The sequence below is a fragment of the Rhizobium sp. S96 genome, from assembly GCF_030382195.1.
Classification (GTDB): Bacteria; Pseudomonadota; Alphaproteobacteria; order Rhizobiales; family Rhizobiaceae; genus Rhizobium.
In genome coordinates this window covers 1-17,902 of sequence record NZ_JAUDRY010000008.1, presented here as the reverse complement: position 1 = coordinate 17,902, position 17,902 = coordinate 1, and the positions used below count along the sequence as shown (strand labels likewise).

General features: G+C 62.4%; 19 protein-coding genes. 8 read left to right on the top strand and 11 right to left on the bottom strand.

Translation table 11 applies throughout. The annotated features are described in order from the left end of the window. The first annotated feature begins 32 nt into the window (after nucleotides 1-32). Nucleotides 33-1,925 (top strand): peptidoglycan L,D-endopeptidase MepK, encoded by a 1,893-nt coding sequence (locus tag QTL94_RS09920; RefSeq protein WP_289801409.1) that lies wholly within the window; start codon nucleotides 33-35, stop codon nucleotides 1,923-1,925. Nucleotides 1,926-2,097: 172 nt separating this feature from the next. Beyond that, nucleotides 2,098-3,255, top strand: coding sequence for an acyltransferase family protein (locus QTL94_RS09915; protein WP_289801408.1), 1,158 nt, complete (start codon nucleotides 2,098-2,100; stop codon nucleotides 3,253-3,255). Between the two features lie 67 nt (nucleotides 3,256-3,322). On the opposite strand, the gene QTL94_RS09910 is transcribed toward QTL94_RS09915, so the two are convergent. The 3 genes from QTL94_RS09910 to QTL94_RS09900 form a co-directional block, all read right to left on the bottom strand. Further along, a complete protein-coding gene (locus QTL94_RS09910) occupies nucleotides 3,323-3,586 on the bottom strand; it encodes a DUF2312 domain-containing protein (RefSeq protein ID WP_065691577.1) in 264 nt (87 codons plus the stop codon). Nucleotides 3,587-3,675: 89 nt separating this feature from the next. Beyond that, the gene (locus QTL94_RS09905; RefSeq protein WP_289801407.1) at nucleotides 3,676-3,981 is read right to left on the bottom strand and encodes a DUF1244 domain-containing protein; all 306 of its coding nucleotides are present in this window, start codon (nucleotides 3,979-3,981) and stop codon (nucleotides 3,676-3,678) included. Between the two features lie 11 nt (nucleotides 3,982-3,992). Beyond that, nucleotides 3,993-4,784 carry an N-formylglutamate amidohydrolase gene (locus QTL94_RS09900; protein WP_289801406.1) on the bottom strand — a complete coding sequence of 264 codons (792 nt, stop codon included), beginning with the start codon at nucleotides 4,782-4,784 and terminating at the stop codon, nucleotides 3,993-3,995. A gap of 196 nt (nucleotides 4,785-4,980) precedes the next feature. On the opposite strand from QTL94_RS09900, the gene QTL94_RS09895 reads away from it, so the two are divergent. From QTL94_RS09895 to QTL94_RS09885, 3 genes are all read left to right on the top strand, one after another. Then, the gene (locus QTL94_RS09895; RefSeq protein WP_113521880.1) at nucleotides 4,981-5,466 is read left to right on the top strand and encodes a DUF1036 domain-containing protein; all 486 of its coding nucleotides are present in this window, start codon (nucleotides 4,981-4,983) and stop codon (nucleotides 5,464-5,466) included. Continuing rightward, nucleotides 5,466-6,905 carry a pyruvate kinase gene (gene pyk / locus QTL94_RS09890; protein ID WP_153271429.1) on the top strand — a complete coding sequence of 480 codons (1,440 nt, stop codon included), beginning with the start codon at nucleotides 5,466-5,468 and terminating at the stop codon, nucleotides 6,903-6,905. Before QTL94_RS09895 ends, pyk begins: the two co-directional genes overlap by 1 nt. A gap of 129 nt (nucleotides 6,906-7,034) precedes the next feature. Beyond that, nucleotides 7,035-7,670, top strand: a complete 636-nt coding sequence (locus QTL94_RS09885) for a LysE family translocator (protein WP_289801405.1) — start codon at nucleotides 7,035-7,037, stop codon at nucleotides 7,668-7,670. Between the two features lie 4 nt (nucleotides 7,671-7,674). Here the strand turns inward: QTL94_RS09885 and QTL94_RS09880 are convergent, their stop codons facing one another. The 3 genes from QTL94_RS09880 to QTL94_RS09870 are packed head-to-tail and all read right to left on the bottom strand — an operon-like array spanning nucleotide 7,675 to nucleotide 9,040. Then, nucleotides 7,675-8,226, bottom strand: a complete 552-nt coding sequence (locus tag QTL94_RS09880; protein WP_065691581.1) for a DUF4865 family protein — start codon at nucleotides 8,224-8,226, stop codon at nucleotides 7,675-7,677. Beyond that, entirely contained in the window at nucleotides 8,223-8,624 is a 402-nt protein-coding gene (locus QTL94_RS09875; protein WP_065691582.1) for a cupin domain-containing protein, read from the bottom strand. Before QTL94_RS09875 ends, QTL94_RS09880 begins: the two co-directional genes overlap by 4 nt. Further along, nucleotides 8,621-9,040, bottom strand: coding sequence for a tautomerase family protein (locus QTL94_RS09870; RefSeq protein ID WP_065691583.1), 420 nt, complete (start codon nucleotides 9,038-9,040; stop codon nucleotides 8,621-8,623). Before QTL94_RS09870 ends, QTL94_RS09875 begins: the two co-directional genes overlap by 4 nt. Before the next feature lie 108 nt (nucleotides 9,041-9,148). On the opposite strand from QTL94_RS09870, the gene QTL94_RS09865 reads away from it, so the two are divergent. Further along, nucleotides 9,149-10,078 carry a LysR substrate-binding domain-containing protein gene (locus tag QTL94_RS09865; protein WP_289801404.1) on the top strand — a complete coding sequence of 310 codons (930 nt, stop codon included), beginning with the start codon at nucleotides 9,149-9,151 and terminating at the stop codon, nucleotides 10,076-10,078. Here QTL94_RS09865 and QTL94_RS09860 read toward each other — a convergent pair. Beyond that, nucleotides 10,069-11,013: a GlxA family transcriptional regulator gene (locus tag QTL94_RS09860; RefSeq protein WP_289801403.1), complete on the bottom strand. Its 945-nt coding sequence runs from the start codon at nucleotides 11,011-11,013 to the stop codon at nucleotides 10,069-10,071. The genes QTL94_RS09865 and QTL94_RS09860 overlap by 10 nt on opposite strands. Before the next feature lie 118 nt (nucleotides 11,014-11,131). Between QTL94_RS09860 and QTL94_RS09855 the strand changes: the two genes are divergently transcribed. After that, nucleotides 11,132-11,929: an SDR family NAD(P)-dependent oxidoreductase gene (locus tag QTL94_RS09855; RefSeq protein ID WP_289801402.1), complete on the top strand. Its 798-nt coding sequence runs from the start codon at nucleotides 11,132-11,134 to the stop codon at nucleotides 11,927-11,929. Between the two features lie 29 nt (nucleotides 11,930-11,958). Here the strand turns inward: QTL94_RS09855 and QTL94_RS09850 are convergent, their stop codons facing one another. Both QTL94_RS09850 and QTL94_RS09845 read right to left on the bottom strand, forming a co-directional pair. Continuing rightward, nucleotides 11,959-12,933: a threonine ammonia-lyase gene (locus tag QTL94_RS09850; RefSeq protein WP_113521874.1), complete on the bottom strand. Its 975-nt coding sequence runs from the start codon at nucleotides 12,931-12,933 to the stop codon at nucleotides 11,959-11,961. Between the two features lie 70 nt (nucleotides 12,934-13,003). Continuing rightward, the gene (locus QTL94_RS09845; RefSeq protein ID WP_289801401.1) at nucleotides 13,004-14,080 is read right to left on the bottom strand and encodes a helix-turn-helix domain-containing protein; all 1,077 of its coding nucleotides are present in this window, start codon (nucleotides 14,078-14,080) and stop codon (nucleotides 13,004-13,006) included. A 160-nt stretch (nucleotides 14,081-14,240) separates the two neighbouring features. On the opposite strand from QTL94_RS09845, the gene QTL94_RS09840 reads away from it, so the two are divergent. After that, the gene (locus tag QTL94_RS09840; protein WP_289801400.1) at nucleotides 14,241-14,948 is read left to right on the top strand and encodes a hypothetical protein; all 708 of its coding nucleotides are present in this window, start codon (nucleotides 14,241-14,243) and stop codon (nucleotides 14,946-14,948) included. Nucleotides 14,949-14,953: 5 nt separating this feature from the next. Here QTL94_RS09840 and ggt read toward each other — a convergent pair whose 3' ends face one another. Then, nucleotides 14,954-16,699 (bottom strand): gamma-glutamyltransferase, encoded by a 1,746-nt coding sequence (ggt, locus tag QTL94_RS09835; protein ID WP_289801399.1) that lies wholly within the window; start codon nucleotides 16,697-16,699, stop codon nucleotides 14,954-14,956. A 73-nt stretch (nucleotides 16,700-16,772) separates the two neighbouring features. Continuing rightward, the gene (locus tag QTL94_RS09830) at nucleotides 16,773-17,621 is read right to left on the bottom strand and encodes a helix-turn-helix transcriptional regulator (protein WP_289801398.1); all 849 of its coding nucleotides are present in this window, start codon (nucleotides 17,619-17,621) and stop codon (nucleotides 16,773-16,775) included. Between the last annotated feature and the right edge of the window lie 281 nt (nucleotides 17,622-17,902).

Sequence of the window (17,902 nt, the reverse complement as noted above, 5' to 3'; positions counted from 1 at the left end):
GAGGACCATCGGCTGTCTGACGGGGATTGAGTTTGCCGGATCTGAATGGGAATACGAAGCCTAAGCGCCCGATCTGGCGCGACAGGTGCGCAGACCTTTGCGGAAAGGTGTTTAGGACGGCCATGGCCGCCCTTCTCGCAGTTGCCGTTTCGTCGCCTGTGGTCATCAGCACGCCCTCTCAGGCGGCTGGCGAAACGCGTAGTCTCAAGCTCTATTTCATTCACACCGGCGAAAAGGCGGTCATCACCTACAAGCGCAACGGCCGGTTCGACCCCAAGGGTCTCGAGCAGCTGAACCGCTTCCTTCGCGACTGGCGCAAGAACCAGCCGACGAGGATGGACCCGCGTCTCTTCGACCTGATCTGGGAAGTGTATCGCCAGAGCGGTTCCAAGGATTACATCAACGTCGTCTGCGGCTTCCGTTCGCCAGGCACCAACGCCATGCTGAAGGCACGTTCGCGCAATTCCGGCGTTGCAGAGAAGAGCCAGCACATGCTCGGCAAGGCGATGGATTTCTTCATTCCTGACGTCAAACTGGCCACTTTGCGCGCAATCGGCATGAAAATGCAGGTCGGCGGCGTTGGATTCTATCCGACGTCGGGCTCGCCGTTCGTGCACATGGACGTGGGTGGCGTGCGCGCATGGCCGCGTATGAGCCGCGAAGAACTCGTCCGTCTCTTCCCGAACGGCAACACGATGCACATCCCTGCTGATGGCAGACCGCTGCCGGGATATGAGCAGGCCGTGGCCGACTACAAGCGTCGCGTCAGCTCGACCGAAGTGCAGATGGCAAGCTCCGGCGCCTATAGCGGCTCGTCGTCGAGCGAGCAGCCGAAGCACAAGACACTGTTTGCCGCGCTGTTTGGCGGCGGCGCTGACGAAGCTGAAGACAGTTCTGATGATGATAGTGCAGCAGCACCTGTCGCCGTCGCGAAGGCGACGCCGCCAAAGGCTGATATGCCGAACGCAGCCGATCCCGGCCAGCAGGCTCCCGCCCAGCCGACCGAGGTCGCAAGTGTAAATGCGCCGGTTCCGCAGGTGCGTCCAGCGTTTGCCAACCAGCCGGGTGGAAGCGAAGTGGCTAGCGCCCTGGTCGCTCCTCAGTCCGGAAATGCGGCACAAGAGGCCCTTTCTGCTGTGACCGAGGGTCAGCAGCAGTTCGCGGATCTCAGCGCCTATAGCGTACCCGTTCCTTCACTGCTCGGACCGCGGCGCTCTCCAGGAGACGCGGAAGTCGCTTCGGCTGACCCGGCTGCGATGACGGGGAATCTCGCAGCGGTTCCGACGCCGGCTGAACGTCCGGCGCTCGCCGAAAAGCTCCTCGCTGCGGCGAACGCCGACTCGGAAGCTGATGACGACGTGGCAGACCAGGAGGATACGCTTTCTCCTGCTGTTGCCGACGCTCTTGATCAGCAGAAGACGGCCGGCGATAGCCAAGTCGCGTCCAGCCAGCCGGCGATTTCGAGCGTCGAACAGGCCATTAACGCAGCGATGCCGCAAAAGGTTCCATCGGAGAAGCCGCCGGTACAGATGGCGGCGCTCGCGCCGACGCCCAAGGCCGCGACGTTCGGCGATGGTTTCGATGCACCCAAGCCGTCGCTTGACGCCAGCGCGGCCCAGGTTGCGCCGACTAAGGGCGGGCGCCCGACCAAGCATGAAGCCGCCCAGGCCGACGCTGGCCGTGCCACGATCACGACAGAGCCGAAGCTGACCGAGAAGATCATCTCGAAGTGGGCGCTGACCAATGCGCGCATGGAAATGGTGACAAAGCCGGTCAAGGCGCCGCGCTTCGTCAGCCAGACGCTCCGCGCACAGCCGACCGCGGTCTATGCGGAAGGCTTCACCAAGACGGCCTCCATCGATCCGGGCCGCTTCAGCGGCAGCGCGGTGAACTTCATGGAAGTCCGGAAGTTCAATACGAACTGAGCTTCCCGATAACGAGATCAGAGAGCCGCTGGAGATATCCGGCGGCTTTTTCGTTTCGGCCCGCCGATCGTTATCTTTTCATCTATTCAATTAAGCGCCATTCAATCATTTGCGACTACTTATAAAGCTCGCGTGAATTTCCATCAGGGAAAGGCAACGGGGGCGAGGGGCAATGGCAAACGAGGGCCGGATTGGGCGTCGGCATGATGTCGATTTCCTGCGGGTGTGCGCCTTTGGGCTGCTGATCGTCTATCATTCCAGTATTCTGTATAGCTCGCGCGGCTGGCTGCACCAGGCGGGCGGCGAAAGCTGGTTCTTCGACCTGATCTCGATCGGGTCGCATCCGTGGCGGATGAGCCTGCTGTTTTTCCTGTCAGGCGTGGTGACGGCAGCGCTGACATCGCGACGCTCTCCGGGCGAAGTCCGCCTGTTTCGATCGCGCCAGCTTCTTCCGCCGCTTCTGATCGGCATGCTGGTGATCATTCCGCCGCAGATCTACATCACGCTGAAGATGCAGAGCGGCTTTTCCATGCCGTATCTGCAGTTCTGGTGGAGCTACGTCACCGGTGGCTTTATCGATGCATCGGGGCGCGAAGTTGGGAGTTTCGCGCATCTTTGGTTTCTTGCTTATCTCTGGGTCTATACCGCCCTGTGGGCGCTTCTCCACCGATACGCTCCCGCGCTTTTTCTGCGCGGAGGTGCGTGGTTGTCGAAGACCCTGCATGGGGTCGGGCTGCTGTACTGGCCGGTTCTTTATCTCGCCGTTCTGCGCCTGGCGCTTTTCCCGGCCTTTGGCGAGACGCTCAATCCGGTGACCGATTGGTATGCGCATATCGTCTACTTCAGCTTCTTCCTGGCCGGTGCGCTTTTGGCGGGGCAAGAAGATTTCTGGGATGCGGTCGTCGCACACAGGAAGATGGCGCTGACGATCGCGCTCGCGTGCTTTGTCGTTCTGGCGGCGATTGTCACCACCATTCCCGCGGCGGAGCGACCAGCCCTGCTGGTGACGGCGCTGCGCGTCTGCCGGTCCGTGTTCCAATGGACGGCGATCGTCGCCTTGCTCGGCTATGCCCGCCGGTTCATCCGTCACTCAAATCCGGTCGTCATGTATCTGAACAGGGCTGTCCTGACCTACTACGTCCTGCATCAGACGGTGCTGGTTCTGGTCGCGTACTGGCTGCAGCAACATGGAATGCAGCCGCCGTGGGCGTTCGGTGTCGTGGTGGTCGTGACGTGCGCGGTTTGTGCGATTGCTTACGAACTGCAGCGCAGGCTGCTGTCGGTTGCCAGCTTTCTAGGACGCGAGCAGCCGCAGCTTGGTGTTACGTAGGGCTGCGACAGTTATAAAAAAACCGCCGAACTGGTCGGCGGTTTCAACTGGGCAGATGCCTGGACAATCAGCCTTCCGGCGGCGAGTCGATCATGCCGAGCGCGTGCAGGTAGGTGTCGAGGATGGCTTCCTCTTCCAGACGTTCCTGCTCGTCCTTCTTGCGCAGGGCAATGACCTTCTTGAGGATCTTGGTGTCGAAGCCGGTTCCCTTGGCTTCGCCATAGACGTCCTTGATATCGTCGGCGATGGTCTTCTTTTCTTCTTCCAACCGTTCAATGCGCTCGATGAAAGCGCGAAGCTGGTCGCGGGCAACGCCGTGGGCATCAGACATCGTGTTCTCCTGATAGGGGATGTAAAATTCGGATGGCGTTGACTGCCGCGAAGCGGGGCCGGGGTCAAGCCTATTCGACAAGCCGAGGCTTATTTGTGCGGGTTGTTGATTTCAAATGCGGCTTTTTGCTCGGTGGTGGCTTCCTTCTGATGAAGGCTTTTCCACTCCTCGAACGGCATGCCGTAAACAATCTCGCGCGACTGGTCCTTGGAGATCTCGACACCTTCGGCCTCGGCGGCTTCGCGATACCAGTTGGACAGGCAATTGCGGCAGAAGCCTGCGAGATTCATCAGGTCGATGTTCTGGACATCGGGGCGCTCGCGCAGGTGCGCAACGAGGCGGCGGAAGGCCGCTGCTTCGAATTCGGTTTGCTGTTCTTTCGTGAGTGCGGTCATGGCGCTCTCCTTTATTCGGATGGTCCCGTTCGCGATGCGTGCACCTTATACTCATGCAGCGCCGGATCGGCATTCATGGATTCGAAAATGGGTGCCAGCCGGTCGGCCCAGGCCGCGATGCCAGCGTCATCGCCGATGAGATCCTGCCGAACCTCCAGCAACGCGTGGGCAATGCCGGGAACCATGCAATGCCGGTACATGGTATCTCCCTTCAGCGCGCCGTCATATGGCTCGTTGTCGCCCACTATGAGATCGGGATACTTGCGGAGCATGTCAAGCAAGGGGGAGACGGCGCGCTGATCGCTGTCCCAGAGGACCGCTGCGTGCCAGGGGCGCGGAACGCCCTTCCACGCTGGGGTATAGGAGTGCAGAGAAAGGACAAGTGGAGCCTTGCCCGTCTTTGCAGCCACGCGGCCGATCGTTTCGTTGACGGCATTGTGATACGGCCGGTGGTAGGTTTCCACACGGCGGTTCCACTCCTCGGTCGAGATCGGGTGATTGCCCGGAATGATGGCGCCGTCGGAAATCTTCATGATCAGCGTCGGGTCGTCTTCGCCTCGATTGGGATCGATCAGCAGACGGGAGAAGCCGCCGAGAACCGCTGGCACGCCGAGCCTTGCCGACAGCGCACGTACCAGTCCCTCGATGCCGATGTCATAGGCAATATGGCGTTCAAAGGCATTGGCGGGCAGGCCCAGGCGGCCGTAATTCTCAGGGAGACGGTTCATCGCGTGGTCGCCGAGGAGCACCATGCCACTGTCATGGTTGCCGTCTAGGATTTCGAATGATTGGAAGGCATTCATGAGGGAAATCGCCAATTATGGTTTGCGGTCGATCTCTGTTCGCATGGCCAAGTGACGCGTTCAAGCATGGCCGTTGATCAAACGCCGCAACACGGCTGCCTGTCGGGGCTGTCATGGAATATAATCGATTAGCATTGCGTTGACATTCTCGGGGAGGCGGCGCAAGAAGGCACACCAACGAATAATCGGGAGCCCATTGGAAGTCGTGTTGATCCAGACCGCGCCAAGTTTCCTTCTGCGCTCCGGGCCGCTTGCCCGTCTTGCACTGTTTGTTCTCGCGGCTTTTTCGCCGTTTTTCATAGCCGACGCGGCTCATGCCGATTTTCGCGTCTGCAACGGCACACAGAACCTCGTGGGTGTCGCAATTGGATACAGGGCCAAGGATGGCTGGATGACGGAAGGCTGGTGGCAGGTGCCAGCAACGACATGCGCGACGCTGATCGAGGGAGAGCTGCAGTCGCGATATTATTATCTCTACGCCGAGGACGCCGCCCGGGGAGGACGATGGACGGGTGACGTGCAGATGTGCGTGGCAGAGAACGAGTTCAAGATCACGGGTGTCAATGATTGCTACGCCCGTGGCTATCAGAAGATGGGGTTCAAGGAATATGATACGGGCCGCCAGGGCAGCTGGATGGTTCAACTTTCCGATACCCCCGGCACGCAAGAAAGCCCGAATTGATGAAGCGTAACCGCAAAGTTAAAATCCTCGCCACGCTCGGACCGGCCTCCTCCGAGGAGTCGATGATCGAAAAGCTGCACCAGGCCGGTGCTGACGTTTTCCGTATCAACATGAGCCATGCCAGCCACGACGTCATGCGTTCGCTGATCAAGCGTATCCGCGCCGTCGAAGCGCGTTCGGGACGTCCGATCGGTATTCTGGCGGACCTTCAGGGCCCGAAGCTGCGCGTCGGCAAGTTCGCCGAAGGCAAGGTCGACCTGAAGCCGGGCGACACCTTCACACTCGACAACAACGAAGCTCCCGGCGATGCGACCCGCGTGTTCCTGCCGCATCCTGAAATTCTGGAGTCCGTGCAGCCTGGCCATCGCCTGCTGATCGACGACGGCAAGCTCGCATTGCGCGCTGAAAAGTGCGACGGCAAGAGCATCGTTACCACGGTTATCTCAGGTACGAAGATCTCCGACCGCAAGGGTGTCAGCCTTCCCGACACGCTGCTGACCGTTGGCGTTCTGACCGACAAGGACCGCACCGACCTCGACGCCGTTCTGGCGACCGACGATGTCGACTGGGTCGCGCTCTCCTTCGTGCAGCGCCCGGAAGATCTAGCCGAAGTGCGCAAGATCGCGCGCGGTCGCGTCGGCATCATGTCGAAGATCGAAAAGCCGCAGGCGATCGAGCGTATCGAGGAAATCATCGAGCTCTCCGACGCGCTGATGGTTGCCCGTGGCGACCTCGGCGTCGAAATGCCGCTCGAATCCGTTCCGGGTATCCAGAAGCAGCTGATCCGCGCTTGTCGCCGTTCGGGCAAGCCGGTGATCGTCGCCACGCAGATGCTGGAATCGATGATCACCGCGCCGGTCCCGACGCGTGCTGAAGTCTCCGACGTCGCGACCGCCGTATTCGAAGGCGCCGACGCCGTCATGCTGTCGGCTGAGTCCGCATCCGGTGACTATCCGGTTGAAGCCGTCTCGACGATGGCCTCGATCGCAAGCACCATCGAGCGCGAGCCGCACTATCCTGGCATCATCTACGCGCAGCGCGCGCAGCCGGAAGCAACCGGCGCGGATGCGATCTCGCTCGCTGCTCGTCAGATAGCCGAAACGCTGCGCCTCTCGGCTATCGTCTGTTACACCTCGTCGGGTACGACGGGTCTGCGCGCCTCGCGCGAGCGTCCGCAGGTTCCGATCCTGGCGCTGTCGCCGGTCATTCAGACGGCTCGCCGTCTCGCCATCGTCTGGGGTCTGCACTGCGTCGTCACGCATGACGCGACCGACCTCGACGACATGGTCAACCGTGCGTGCCGCATCGTTGCCGACGAAGGCTTCGGCAAGCCGGGCGATCGCATCATCATCTCGGCCGGCGTGCCGCTCGGAACACCAGGTGCCACCAACATGCTGCGCATCGCCTATATCGGCTCCGACGGCCAGAGCGGCATCTAAGCGCACTAGCCACTATTCACGGAGCCCGCTGCCCTAACAGGCGGCGGGCTTTTTGCTGTCCTGAACCATGGCGTCTTGCGGCTGGCGGGCGCACATGCAAGGGTCGGCTTTCATGTTCGGGAGGGCATCATGCACATTGTTACACTTCTCGCATTCGTAGCCGTGTCCTTCGTCGCGATTGCAACGCCCGGGCCGACGGTGCTTCTGGCGATGACCAACGGCTCGCGTTACGGTGTTCGCCGAGCGATCCCGGGAATGATAGGCGCGGTGCTGTCCGACTTTGTGCTGCTGGGTGCTGTGGCGATCGGTCTCGGCGCGCTTCTCGCGGCGTCGGAGTTCTGGTTCTCGATGCTGAAATATGTAGGTGCTGCCTATCTCGCCTTTCTCGGGATCATGATGCTGCGCACCAAGGGCGGCTTCAACGCCGCGCTGAAGTCGGAAAGCGAGATTACTGGCGGAACCGCTTTTTCGATCGGCCTCAAGAGCTTCATGGTCGCCGTCACCAACCCCAAGGGTTACCTTTTCTTCTCGGCGTTTCTACCGCAGTTCATCAATCCGGCGTTGCCGCAGCCGACGCAGTATGCCGTGCTGGCGGTGGTCTTCGCATCGCTCGATTTTCTGATCATGCTCGGTTACGCAGTCTTCGGTTCGCAGGCCGTACGGCTGCTGAAGACGGCAGGCGCGGTCTGGCTGGAGCGCGCCTGCGGCGGGGCGATGCTGGCGCTGGCGGGATCGCTGGCGCTATATCGGCGGGCAACGACCTGACGCTTTAGGGCAGGGACACGTGCCCGACCCGATAGATCTGGCCGGCTCCCGCGATCAACGGGGCCGAGCGATGCAGGCTGAAGCGCACGGCCGTCCAGCTTGTCGGCTCGAAAGCCGAGACCGATGCAAGGACATCAGCCTGTCTCGCTTGCCGTTGTGCCTGTCTGCTCTCCTCGTCTTTGATCTCGGCAAGCGAGGCGTAGGGCTCGATACACACGATCTCCTCAGTCGCGAATTTGGCCTCTGCCACCGCAGGCATGGTTTCCGCGTGCCAGACAATCCAGGTCTTCACCCGGGGCCAGCCGAAGGATTGCGTCAGTGCTTCGAAGCCGGGGCCGGTGAGGAAGTCGCTGGCACGCTCCGGCTGCTGCCAGAGATAGAAGGGTGCGTAGAGGTTTTCGCGCGAGCCGAACTCGCCCTTGCGGGCACTGAGGTAGGCCTTGAAGCCGAGGCCGGGAAAGCCGTCGAGCATCGGTCCCTTGTCGCGGATGCGCCGGTCGATGATCGACATGTCGTAATCGGCCGGCAGGGTGAAGCTGTATTGCATCGCCATCATGAGAGAACCTCCACCGGCTCCAGCCAGTCGACGATGCGGCCGGCCTCGCTTACCTGGATGCTGATGTAGCTGAACGGGCTGTCAGGCGTCGCGCCATGCCAGTGCTTTTCGCCGGCGGCGAACCAGACGGCATCTCCGGCGCCCAACTCCTCCACGACGCCGCCTTCGCGTTGCGCCAGCCCCTTGCCCGATAGAACATAAAGCAGCTGCCCGCGCGGATGCGAATGCCAGCGCGTGATCGTGCCGGGATCGAGGCTTGCGCGCATCGCGGTGTTCTCGCCATCGACCGCGCCTTCCAGCAGCATCTCGACCCAGAAGGGCGCGGTGGCAATATCGGCGGGCGAGCGGACGGCGTTGCCCGGACGAATGACAGTCATGCGTTCAGGGTTGCCCATCATGCGGCACTCCCGAAGGCGCGGGCTTCCCAGCCAGGTTCGATCATCTGCGCCTTGCCGTCGCCGAACGACCATTCATCCGGCGATGTGGTGGTGACGACGATCATGATGTCTTCCGGCCGGATGCCCGGGGATGCCCCGAGAAGTTCGGCGGCGCGCTTGAAGAAGGCCTGTCGCGTTTCGGTCGAGCGCGGCTTGCCGGCGGTGATGGCGAACAGCACGAAGTCGTCGGAACGCGGCCCGGCTAGATAGTTCCGGTCGAAGATCAGTTCACTCGGTTCATGCTGGTGGATGACCTGAAAGCGGTCGGCAGGCGGGACATTGAATGTCTCGACCATTGCCTGATGGATGCTGTCGGAAACGGCGCAAAGATAGTCCGGCGACTTGCCGCGCAGGAGAGAGATACGAACAAAAGGCATGACTGCCTCCTCTGAGTGAATTCTTGACAGGAGGAGCATCGCACATCACGATAATGCGAAAAATCAGAATTAAATGAACTTATGATCCATAAAAACGGGATTATATCGATGCGACGGACGATCTTCGATCTCGATGTGCTCAGGACCTTCGCGACGGGAATGGAGCTCGGCAACTTCGCGAGAGCGGCCGACCGGCTCGGCCGTTCGACCTCGGCCGTCAGCGCTCAGTTGAAGAAGCTGGAGGAGCAGGCGGGCACGCCGATCTTCCGCAAGGCCGGACGCGGGCTCGCGCTCACCGATGCCGGCGAAACGATGCTGGCCTATGCGCGCCGCCTGCTGGAGCTCAACGACGAGGCGGCCGCAGCGGTGCAGAGCGTCGAACTCGAGGGTTGGGTCAGGCTCGGATTGCAAGAGGATTTCGGCGAAACGCTTTTGCCCGAGGTGCTCGGCCGTTTTGCGCGCGCGCATCCGAAGGTCCGCATCGAGGCGCGGGTGGTGCGCAATGTCGAGCTGATCGAGCGCGTGACCACGGGCAAGCTCGATCTGGCGCTGGCCTGGAGCGATGGCGCGCTGACACCCCATTGCGAGAAGATCGCGGAGGTGCCGATGCGCTGGATCGGACCGGCGGATGGGGCGGTCGACTGGAATCTCGGCAGCGGCGAGCCGGTACCGCTCGCCTCGCTCGAGGCTCCCTGCCTGTTGCGCACCGCGGCGACCAAGGCGCTCGATACGGCGGGCATTCCCTGGCGGCTTGCCTTCGTCAGTCCGAGTCTTGGGGGATTGTGGGCAGCGACGGCTGCCGGGCTCGGTATCAGCATCCGCACGCCGATCGGGCTGCCGCGGAAGGTGAAGCCGCTCGTCGCCGCCGATACCGGCCTGCCTGAACTTCCATCGCTCGGCCTTGTGCTGCATCGCGCCGAAGCGGAGCCCGGGCCGGCGACGGCGCGGCTTGCGGCCATTATGCTCCAATCGGTCAGGGAGGCTGTCGCCGATGCGGTGCCATCGGCGATCCAGCCGGCAGCGAGAGCCTATGCCTGATATTCGCGCTGCGCGTTCCGGCGGATTGCCTGCGGCGGCTGGCCGAAGGCGCGCAGGAAGGCGCGGCGCATCCTCTCGCGATCCGCGAAGCCTGTTTCGGCGGCAACGACATCGATCGGGTGCCGGCCCTGCTCCATCATCAGGCGAGCCGCCTCGAGGCGCAGGTTCTCAACCGCCTTGGCCGGCGATTGCCCTGTCTCGGCGCGAAACGTCCGGCTGAACTGCCGGGGGCTGAGTGCGGCCGCTTCCGCCAGCTCCTCGACAGACAGCTTGTTCTTCAGGTTGCCGCGCGCATGCGCCAGCGCCTTCTGGATGCGGTCCGATTTCGGCTCCAGTTCCAGCAGCGCCGAGAACTGCGATTGGCCGCCGGCGCGGCGATGATAGACGACGAGCTTGCGGGCGACGGCGCGGGCGATGTTGGCGCCGTGATCCTTCTCGACCATGGCAAGCGCCAGATCCACTCCGGCCGTCATGCCAGCCGAGCTCCAGACTGATCCGTCGATGATGAAGATGCGATCCTCTTCGATCCTGACCCGGGGGTAGCGCGATTGCAGCTCGCGGGCGAGGAGCCAGTGTGTCGTGGCGCGACGGCCGTCCAGCACGCCCGCGTCGGCGAGCAGAAAGGCGCCGGTACAGATCGAGGCAACGCGGCGGGAGGCGGCAAGCGCGTTGCGGATAAATTCGCCTTCTCCCGGAGTCGGCAGCTTGATGCCGACCGCACCCGACACCAGCAACGTATCGAAAGCGGGATCGTCGAACGGCGTCGTCTCCATCGTGACGCCGAAGGAGCCCTGTATCGGGCCGCCGGTCTCCGAGAGATAGGCGATGTCGTAGGCCTGTTCGCCGAGTTCGAGGTTGGTGAACTCGAAGGCGGAGATGGCGGCGAGACTCATCATCTGAAAGCCCGGAAAGAGCAGGACGGCTATGCGCTGCATGGCTCAAAACTCCGTTTGTCCTAAAAGGTGGCTTATATGACATTCAAGACATTGGCAATCAGGCTTAAGACTCTCCTCAAGCCAACAGCAGGCGCTGTTGCCAACTTGGAGAACGACAATGACCGAACAGCACAAAGGAGCCGCACTCGTTACCGGTGCGTCATCGGGGATCGGTGCGATCTATGCCCAGCGGCTCGCAAAGCGCGGCTATGACCTCATTCTGGTCGCCCGCAATGCAGAGCGGCTTTCAGACCTTGCAACGAAGCTGACCCGGGAAACGGGCAGGACGATTGAAACCATTCCGGCCGATCTCGGCAAGAAGGCCGATCTGGCGCGTGTCGAGGCGGTGCTGAAGAGCGATCGCAGCATCACGCTTCTGGTCAACAACGCCGGCGTCGGCGGCACCGCGCCGCTGCTTGCTTCCAACGTCGACAAGATGCAGGCAATGGTCGATCTCAACGTCACGTCGTTGATGCGGCTGACCTATGCCGCCGTGCCGGGCTTCGTTGCCCGTGGTGGTGGCGCGATCATCAACGTCGCGTCGATCGTGGCGATCGCGCCGGAGGTGCTGAACGGCGTCTATGGGGCGAGCAAGGCTTTCGTTCTCGCCTTTAGCCAATCGCTGAAGCATGAGCTGGCGGACAAGAACATCCGCATCCAGGCGGTGCTGCCGGGAGCGACGGCGACGGAATTCTGGGGCATCGCCGGCACGCCGGTCGAGCACCTGCCGACCGAAATCGTCATGCAGGCCGAAGACATGGTGGACGCCGCCCTTGCCGGTTTCGACCAGGGCGAGTTCGCGACCATTCCGGCTCTCGAGGATGCCGGATTGCTCAAGGCCTACGAGGATGCTCGCCAGGCGCTGATGCCGAACCTGTCACGCGCGGCACCGGCGGCGCGCTATAAGGCCGCTTAAGACAAAGGGGAGGCAGGCCCGGCCTGCCTCTATCCGTGCCGGGCCAAAGCCTCGGCGAAGATATCGGCGTCGACGTTGCCTCCCGAGGTGACGACGACGACGTTGTCGTCTTCCAGCTCATCGCCATGGAAGAGGGCTGCTGCCAATGCGACCGCGCCGCCGGGTTCGACGACGATCTTCAGCCGGACGAACGCGAGAGCCATGGCGCGAAGCGCCTCTTCGTCCGTCACGACAATGCCGGCGCCCGAGAGGCGCTGCAGGATCGGGAAGGTGATGTTGCCGGGCTGCGGTGTGATGATCGCATCGCAGATGGAGCCGGTCATCGTCGCATTACGCTCGATCTTGCCTGAGGCCAGCGATCGCGTGAAATCGTCGAATCCATCGGGCTCGCAGGGGCGAACGCGAAATGCCGGGGCACTGGCTTCGAGTGCAAGCGCAATCCCGGACGACAGGCCACCACCGCCGCAGGGGACCAGCACCTCGGCCGACTTGACGCCTTCCTCTTCCGCCTGCTCGGCGATCTCGAGACCCGTCGTGCCTTGACCGGCGATCACCTGCGGCTCGTCGAAAGGCTTGATCAGGGTCAGGCCACGGGCGGACGAAAGCTCGGCGCCAATGGCATCGCGATCCTGTGTCGCACGGTCATAGAGCACGACTTCGGCGCCGAGCGCCCGCGTATTGGCGATCTTCAGCTTCGGCGCATCGGCCGGCATGATGATGACTGATGGCACGCCATGCAGCTTGGCGGCGAGCGCCACGCCCTGGGCGTGATTGCCCGAGGAGAAGGCGATGACGCCGCGGCTGCGAACGGCCGGATCCAGCGCGGAAACGGCCGACCAACCACCACGGAACTTGAAAGAGCCGGTGTGCTGCAGGCACTCGGCCTTCACGAACACCCGCCGGCCGGCAATTTCGTCGATGAACGGGGAGGACAGAAGCGGCGTGCGGCGCGCATGTCCGCGCAGGCGGGCGCGGGCTGCGACGATCATTTCAATGCTGACCATGAAAAGCTCTTTCAGATGATAATCCCGACATGAATAGGATGGTGCAGGCTTGTTGTGAACGGCGACTTTGTCACGGTGACACGAAAAGCTTCCTCGCGACAGGCGGATCGAACGTCGTTGGCTTGGCGGGGTTGCGGCGTCTGAATTCGGTGGGATTGGTGCCGGTGACGCGGAGGAATTCGCGATTGAAGTTCGATTTGCTGATGAAGCCACAATCGAACATCAGCCTTGTGACGGGTTCATCGCTGGCCGCCAACAGCTCGCAGGCAGCGCGGATGCGGAAATCATTGACATACTGTGACACGCTCATGCCATGCACGCGGTTCACCGCGACTGAGACGCGGCGGGCGGGCAGGTTCATCTTGCGTGCGATGCGGCCGAGATTGAGTTCGGGGTCGCGGTAGAGCTGGCGGGACCGCATGAGGTCGTCCAGCGACCGCGCGACCGCGCCGTCCTCCTCGGTTGGCCCCAAGGTCGCGAGCGGGGGTGCTGGGAACGGCGTGGTCGTCCCCGAGGACTGGCTGCTGCTGGCGACAACGGCAGCCGTGCCGAGCACCAGCAGTGAGATGACATTGCCAACTGCAACCACCGCGCCGGCGTTGGCGCCGCCTGTCCGGTAGAAATCGAAGCTGATGACGATGTCGGCGGCGGTGGAGGCGAGCAGCGCGAAGCCGGTGATCAGCAGTGAGCGATAGGAGAGGAGCGCGCCATCCAGCCGCGAGGAGACCAGCCCGTCGGGACCGTGGCGGGCGAGCCAGAAGAGCGCGAAGCCATAGCCTGCGAAGGTAAGGGTGACGACGATCCCCACGGGGTCGCGCCGGAAGGCCATCAGCACCAGCACGAGAAGGGCCGGCAGAAGATGTGGAGAAAGACGCAGCCACGAAGCAGGTGTCTCCCGCGCCAGGCTGCTGAAACCGATCCAGGCAAAGGCGGCGATGAGTGTCGCGAGCACCGCCTGGGCGGGCATCAGGGCGATGATGTCATAGCCCCAGCGCAGGCCGATCAGCACCGATTGCAGCGCGTAGAGCGTCGTCAGAATCAGGAAGGGGCGCTTCTCAGGCGTTATACCGTCGGTTTGCCGCACCATGCGCACGAGCAGGATGAGGAGCAGCAATGTGACGACAAAGGGCAGCGGCACGAAAATCATGGGGTCGGGTCCCGATACAGGCAGAGAGATATCAGCACGACAATGACCTCGATCGCAATCGCGGGCGACCCGGATTGCGATCAAGGTCTCGATTTTGCGCGCCTCGGAAGAACCTGGGCTCGCCGTTCGATGGGAGCGGCGTCGCACAAGGAGACAGGCGATGACGATATTCATAGTGATACCAATGCTGCTGATGACACTGGTTTCGGCTTTTGCCGATGGCTGGAAGACCGGGGAGGTGCTCGACGTTTCGGCGATCCGCTCTGTTGTCATCAGCGGCGATGCCAGCTCGATCAAGATCAGCACGAAACCCGAAGAGCCCTATCGCGCCGAGACGCGCGGCCGGCGCGACGGCTGGTTCAGTCGCTGGTATTCGAGCTGGTTCTTCAACGGTTGCCAGGACCAGAGCCGGATGCAGATCGAAGGCACGACGTTGCGGATCGCGGTTGCCTCGTCGAAATGGTTCGATCTCTCCGATTGCTCGCCGGAGGTGCTTGCCAATATTCCGCCGGGCGGTACCGTTCGCGTGGATCAGCAGGCCGTCATGGCACGGTTCGACGGTGATTTTGCGAGCCTCGGGCTCGACGCCAAGGCCGCCGACATCACGTTGCAGGGGCATGTCTCGAGCGTGAACATCGATAGCGCCGCGGTCCGGGCGCATCTGGTCTACGACCGGTTGACCGCAGACGAGACGGTGGCGGTGATCGCGCATTCCATCGACAGCTATTTCGATTTCGGCAAGGATGTGCCGGTCGATTATACCGTGACCGCCAAGGCGTCGCTGATCGACAGTGCGCGGCCGAGCGTTGTGGGCGCAAAACCTGTCGTGACGATCAAGGCCGAATACGCCCGCACGACGATCCGCTGATGGGGTCAGTAGCCGCCGGCCGAGCCCTCGGCCGCGCGGCTGTCCATGGCGCCGTTGTAGCGCGCGCCGCCGCCTTTCTCGATGCCGGCAAGGCTCTTGCCGCCAACGAGAATACCGGCGGCCTGGCCCCATTGCGGCGGGCCGCTGCCGTCGTCCAGCGTGTGGCCCATCGCGATCAGCGCTCGGATCGTATCGGGAGAGAGGGCGTAGGGTTCGAGATAGATCTTGTCCGGCTGCCATTGGTGGTGGATGCGCGGCGCGTTGACTGCCTGGCTGATGTCCATGCCGAAGTCGATGACGTTCAGAATAGCTTCCAGCGTAATGGTGATGATGCGCGAACCGCCGGGGCTGCCGATCACCATGAAGGGTTTTCCGTCCCTGGTCACGATGGTCGGGCTCATCGAGGAAAGTGGCGTCTTCTTCGGCGCGATGGCGTTGGCTTCGCCCTGAACGAGACCGTAGAGGTTCGGAACGCCGGGCTTGGAGGTGAAGTCATCCATCTCGTTGTTGAGCAGGATCCCTGTGCCCGGAGCCACGACGCCGGCGCCGAAATTGCCGTTCAGCGTATAGGTGACGGCGACGGCGTTCCCTTCATCATCGATAATCGAGTAGTGCGTGGTCTCGACGCTTTCCTTGGCGCCCATCGGTTTCAGGTTTGCGGAGGTGCCGGATTTGTAGGTGTCGATCTTTGCGCGGATGGCCTTGGCATAGCTCTTGTCGAGCAGCGTCGTCACCGGGTTGTCGATGAAATCGGGATCGCCGAGGGCGGCGTTGCGGTCCACATAGGCGTACCGCATGGCCTCGACCATCAGGTGCACGGTCTCGGCCGAACCGTAGCCGAGGAAGGAGAGCGGGTAGCCTTCCAGCACGTTCAGGATCTCGCAGATGATGACGCCACCGGAGGAGGGAGGAGGAGAGGAAATGATATCGTAGCCGCGATAGTTGCACTCGATAGGCTTGAGCTCGCGCACGGCATACTGCTCGAAGTCTTCCTTCGCCAGCAGGCCGCCCTTGGTCTGGCTTGCCTTGACGATCGCTTCCGCCGGGGCGCCCTTGTAGAAGGCGTCCGGTCCCTTTTCCGCAATGGCGGAAAGTGCTGTGGCAAGGTCAGGCTGCACCAGCTTTTCGCCGGAGGCGTAGGGATTGCCATCCGACTTCAGGAAGATCTTCGCCGCGGCTTCGTCCTTTGCCAGCCGCTTGGCGCTGGCGGCGAGAAACGCGGCATCCCCTTGCCCAAGCGTGAAGCCCTCCTGCGCAAAATGGATGGCCGGCGCCAGCAAGGCCGCCCGGGACTTCGTTCCATACTTTTCGCGTGCGGTCTCGAAACCCATGACCGAACCGGGCACGCCGACGGCAAGATAGCCATCCAGACTTGCACGAGGCACGATGTCGCCCTTGGCGTCGAGGTACATCGTCTTGGTCGCAGCAAGCGGAGCGCGTTCGCGGAAATCCAGGAACGTGCTTCGTCCGTCCTTCAGGCGGATCGTCATGAAGCCGCCGCCACCGATATTGCCCGCGCTCGGATAGACGACAGCCAGCGCATAACCGACGGCGACCGCCGCATCCACCGCATTGCCGCCGCTCTTCAAGACATCGACGCCGACGTCGGTGGCGAGATGCTGGGCAGTCACGACCATTCCATGTTCGGCTTCTACAGGTGCAGGCGAGGCGGCAAACGCCGGCACCAGCGGCGAGACGGCCAGCGACAGGGCGGCGAAAGCAGCAACGAATCTCATGCGAATGCGGTCCATGATTTCCCCTCGAAGGACGGCGATGAGGAGAATATGGGATGCCCCTCCGATGGGGCAATGATCGATCGCTTGCTCAAGCCAGCAGTTCCGCCAACTTCCTCTCCGTCTCATCGACATCGACCGGAGTATAGACGATCAGTTTCATGTCCGGCTCACCCATGATGGTCAGGCCGGTGTGTTCAAAGGACATCCGGCCCTTCAGCGGGTGGTCGATGCGCTTGAGACCACTCAGTGGCCGCAAAACCTCATGTCTTGGCCACCACTCGCGGAATTCTTGGCTTGTCTCCTTCAGGAGCGCAATCAATCGTTCGAAATCGGGATCCCCGGCAAAGCGAGCACTGTCAGCACGGAACATCGCAAGCGAGGCGCGCGCGACATGGTCCCAGTCGACAAGAAGCTTGCGATGCGCCGCATCGGCGAACAGCCTGTACATCGTGTTCCGCTGATCCGGATCCGCGTTATCGTAGCCACCGAAGAGCTTCGCCGCGGCCGTGTTCCAGGCGAGGACATCCCAGCGACGGCCGAGGACATAGGCCGGTTGGTGGCTAAGTGTGCGCAAGATGTGCTGCAAGGGTTCGCCTACGATCTCCGGCCCGACGGACCGCGCCTCCGGGGGCGGTCGGCCCGCGAGCACAAAAAGGTGTTGGCGTTCGGCAGGATCGAGCTGCAGCGCATCAGCAAGCGCGGACAGAACCTGCGGCGACGGGCGAACGTCGCGCCCCTGTTCCAGCCATGTGTACCAGGTGGTGCCGACCCCGGCGAGCATCGCGAGCTCTTCACGGCGCAGCCCCGGCGTGCGTCTGCGAAAACCTTCCGGCAGATTGGCGGCGGCGGGCGTCAGCCGCTCGCGACGCGAGCGCAGGAATGCCGCGAGTTCACGCCGGCGAGCCTCAAGCTTCGGGTCTGTCGATATCTGATCCATGAGGCATCATATCAGTATCGATACCAGGATAAAACTGGAACTGTTTGCCATTGTCGCCCTCAGCAATGATGTTTCCGTCGCCGGCCGATCGACGTCCTGGCGACTACGTCATTCAAGGAGCAACATCATGTCATTGCAGCACGTCGTCGTTGTTGGCGGGTCTTCGGGGATCGGCCTTGTGGCGGAGAAGTTGGAATGTCCGGCGGTTTGCAAAGTAGAAATGTCCGACTGGTCGCTACACTGTACAGCGACCAGCCCCGATCTGAGCGGCTGATCCCGCT